The organism is Candidatus Streptomyces philanthi (genome assembly GCF_059553635.1).
In genome coordinates, this window is the sequence record NZ_JCANQV010000426.1 from 1 (window position 1) to 3,749 (window position 3,749).

Sequence of the window (3,749 nt, forward strand, 5' to 3'; positions counted from 1 at the left end):
GCGGCGAGGAGGGACATCCGGCGATGCGGCATGACGGACTCCAGAAGCGGTGTACGAGGCGGGCACGCGGCACGTACGCGCCGGGGATCCACGGCGGCCTGCCGCACGGCCCCGTACCTCCTAACGCGCCGCCGCCCCCGACGTTGCGCCGCAGGAACGTCTTTGCCGGGCGGCCCGTCCCGCGAGTACCGTAGGGGGCGATTGGTGGCGGGGCGTGGAGCTGTGCCATCATCTGGACATGCCTACGACGTGCATACGCGCGTGGTGGCGTGTGGAGGCGTCGCCTAGTCCGGTCTATGGCGCCGCACTGCTAATGCGGTTTCGGGTTTATCCCCGATCGAGGGTTCAAATCCCTCCGCCTCCGCTTCTCCCTCCGGGCCTGGTCATTGCGATCGGGCCCGGAGGTTTTTTGTTGGGGGTGGGGTGCTCCTGGGGTGGGTGGTGATGGGGCTGCGTGCCTGTGGGTGATCTGGGGCCGGGGTGGCCGGGGGCGCCGTGGGGCCTGGGGCGCGTGAGCTGTCGGCGGATGGCCGGGGGCTGATCATGTTGGTCGGCTCCTGGTCCATGTGTGGCCCGTGGGGACCGCCCGGCCGCGAAACCACTTGATCTTGCCGATCCAGCCGGATGGTCTTCGCTCCGGCGGCGTCGAGCTTCGGCACCGTCGAGAGCATGGAACGGATCACGCCCGGTGGTGCTGCCCCTCGCGGCTTCCGTAAGAGGATCACCGCCTCGGCTCCCGTCGAACGCTTCAACCTGTCTCGCGGGGGCCTTCACGTTCGCAGAGTTCTTCGGGCCCGCGGGTCTCTTCCTTCACCGGTCCTTCAGTCCCGCCGACGCCGTCCAGGCTGCCGGGCCGGCGGCGACACCAAGAAAGGTTACGGCAATTCCGGCGAATCGGGCATCATGCGCCTGAACTTCACTCGGCCTCCCACTCGCCTCCCGCGCCCCGGAAGCCCCAGAAGTTGCCCTCAGTTGCGTTTTCGCAGGTCAGGGGGTGTGTGGCGAGTGGATTTCGCCTCACGGCCCAGGTCATGTAATGTTGTTCTCGCAACGCCGACCGGCAAGAAAAACCGCCGGAAAGCCAAGCGCTCGTAGCTTAACGGATAGAGCATCTGACTACGGATCAGAAGGTTGCAGGTTCGAATCCTGCCGAGCGCACAGCAGGTCAAAGCCCCTCCGGGATCTCCCGGAGGGGCTTTGGCGTTCCGTGCAGCAGTGAAGTGCAGCAACCGGATCTGTGCCGTAATCGGTCGCAAGGTGAGTCCGCGCCTGTTCTGCCGGCGATCACCGCTGCTTTCCGACTGTCGGCCTGGCGAGCGCGACGCGTCCGAAGGGTTTCGAGCCGGAACGCCGGGATTCGACCGGCTGCGGTCGCGGGCCAGGGCTTGATCTGGTGGTCGTCGGGTTCGTGGCACCCGTCGCGTGAACGAAGCAGGGCGAAGCTCCCGCCAGGTTTTCCGGGCGGGAGCTTCGCCGTGGCATGTGGGTTCAGGCGGGGAGGTCGAGCAGCTTGGTCAGGTGGTTGCGGGTGTGGGTGAAGGAGGAGGTGGGGGTGGAGTGGGTGAATGTGTTGACGGTGATGACGTTCCAAGGGGTTCGGGTGAGAAGGCGGAGGGTGAGGGCGGACTCGTGGCGGAGGTGGGTGGCGGCTGAGGGGAGGTCGTGGACGGTGCGGGTGCCGGGGGAGGCGGCGAGTTTGTTGAGGTACCAGGCTTCCCAGGTGGGGCCCTCGCGGTCGATGGCGCGGCGGAGGGCGGCCTCCGGGTCGTCGTGGACGTAGACGACGGTGACCGGTGTGGGGGCGACGGCCTCGGTCAGGGCGTCGATGACGTCGGTGAGCTCGGGCTCGTCGTGGCCCCAGGCGACCAGGGAGGGGATGAAGGGGAGCAGGGCGTCCGTGAGGAGGAAGTCCACGCCCGCGTCGCGTGATTCCGTGACGTAGGCGCGGGTGCATTCGACGAGGGTGGCGGGTCGCACGGCGGAGGAGCCGTCGGCGAACTCCTCGGCCACGGGGCGGAACGCCGGCCGCGTGAGGATGTCGGCCTCCTCGAAGTGATCGACGGACGCGCCGGTGCCGGCGAGCCAATCGGCCAGTGCGCGGCACAGAGTCGACTTGCCGACTCCCGGGCTGCTTCCGATGACGGAGATCAGGTGGGTCGTCACGGGAGGAGTGTGGCAGAGGGGGCAACTGGTTCATGGAGCCGGGGAGTTGGGGACGACGACCACCTGGTACGCGTCCTCGTAGATGATGCGGCCGGGGGAGGTGGAGGTGAGGCGGCGGCAGGGGACGTCGTGGGCGGCGAGGAGGGTGAGGTAGCCGTCGACGCGGGAGATCAGCTCGTGGGACGTCGACTTGAACCAGGAGACGGCGCCGGGGTGGAGGGCGTGGTCGTAGACGGTGGGGTCGGTGTCCGAGGGGTTGGGGTAGTTCGCGTCGTACCAGGCGTTGTGTGTGCGGCGGAAGAGTTCCTCGTCGGGGGTGAGCAGGCCGTCCCGGGCGAGCCCGTTGACCAGGGCGAATACGCCGGGATAGTGGCCTCGGGGGTGGCGGGTGGTGCTCTGGAAGCGGACGTAGTGGAGCGGCGGCGGAGCGGTGGTGCGGCTGGTGTGTGACATGGGGCCTTTATGAGGGAGGGGACGGGTGAGGGGAAACCGATTAGGTGTTGGTGGGGGGAATCGCGTAGTGTCTGAGGAACCGACGCGGGGTGGAGCAGCTCGGTAGCTCGCTGGGCTCATAACCCAGAGGTCGCAGGTTCAAATCCTGTCCCCGCTACTGACGCCGTAGGCCCGGTGGATTCGTCCACCGGGCCTACGGCTTTTCGTCTGCGCCCGCGGTGTGGCGGACGGGGGCCGTGAGGGCCGTGGGCCGGGTGAGCGGCGGCCGTACGCTGGCCGGATGTGGCGATGCACGGGGCCGCGGTGGGCGGTCCGGCGGGACGGCGGCGGGACCGGGCGGGCAACACGGGAACCGGCGGCCGGGACCGGACCGTTGTACCAGCAGCGACTCGGTTGGTACTGCGCCGAGCGGAAGGCCGAGCGGGTGAGTCCGCTGCCCCCGGGCAAGCCGCTGGCCTTCGCGGTGCGCGGGGAGCGGCGCTGTCTGGGCGTGTGGCGGGCCGGGCGGTGGCTCGTCTGCCCGTACGAGGCAGTGATCGACGCGGCGGGCACGAGGGATCAGTGCGCGCGGTGCGCCCGGCTGGACCGGTCGCGGTCGGTGGCCGCGGACACCATGGCCGATGACCCGCGCCCGTACGGCGTCTATCTGGCGTACTTCGGACCCGGGCTGCTCAAGGTGGGGATCACGGCGGCCGAACGCGGGCCGACGCGGTTGGTGGAGCAGGGCGCGGTGGCGTACGCCTGGCTGGGGCGCGGGCCGCTGATGGCGGCGCGGCGGACGGAGGCGCTGCTGGGGAGCGCGCTCGCGGTGCCCGACCGGTTCACGAAGGCGGCGAAGCGGGCGGCACGCGGGACGCTGCCGCCGCCGGCCGAGCGGCGCGCCGAACTCGCCGCGCTGCACGCACGGGCCCGGGAGCTGGAGGGCTGGCCGGAGACCCTGGAACCGCTGGACTTCGTCTTCGGGGACCACACCGATGTCTTCGGCCTGGACCGGATTCCGGCGGATGCCGCGGAGCTGGGGGCGATGACGGCGGGCGCGGAGGTTGTGGGGGAAGTGGTGGCCGGGGTCGGGGCGGATGTGTATCTGCGGGTGCGGACGGGGGCGGGGCGGTCCGGGCGCGTGGGGGAAGAGG

Annotated in this window: 3 protein-coding genes and 3 tRNA genes; 4 read left to right on the forward strand and 2 right to left on the reverse strand. The window is 70.1% G+C overall.

Translation table 11 applies throughout. From position 1 onward, the window contains the following. Positions 1-273 precede the first annotated feature (273 nt). Together AC51EU_RS28325 and AC51EU_RS28330 are read left to right on the forward strand one after the other, a co-directional pair. Positions 274-364, forward strand: a tRNA-Ser gene (locus tag AC51EU_RS28325). A 721-nt stretch (positions 365-1,085) separates the two neighbouring features. Beyond that, a tRNA-Arg gene (locus AC51EU_RS28330) sits at positions 1,086-1,158 on the forward strand. A 330-nt stretch (positions 1,159-1,488) separates the two neighbouring features. Here AC51EU_RS28330 and AC51EU_RS28335 read toward each other — a convergent pair. Further along, positions 1,489-2,163 carry a P-loop NTPase family protein gene (locus AC51EU_RS28335; protein ID WP_496269941.1) on the reverse strand — a complete coding sequence of 225 codons (675 nt, stop codon included), beginning with the start codon at positions 2,161-2,163 and terminating at the stop codon, positions 1,489-1,491. Between the two features lie 30 nt (positions 2,164-2,193). Further along, complete coding sequence (locus tag AC51EU_RS28340; protein ID WP_496269942.1) at positions 2,194-2,616, reverse strand: hypothetical protein; 423 nt, start codon at positions 2,614-2,616, stop codon at positions 2,194-2,196. Between the two features lie 83 nt (positions 2,617-2,699). Between AC51EU_RS28340 and AC51EU_RS28345 the strand changes: the two genes are divergently transcribed. Beyond that, a tRNA-Met gene (locus tag AC51EU_RS28345) sits at positions 2,700-2,773 on the forward strand. Positions 2,774-2,989: 216 nt separating this feature from the next. Further along, the coding region (locus tag AC51EU_RS28350) for a DUF2797 domain-containing protein (protein WP_496269943.1) at positions 2,990-3,749 on the forward strand (760 nt) is incomplete at its 3' end.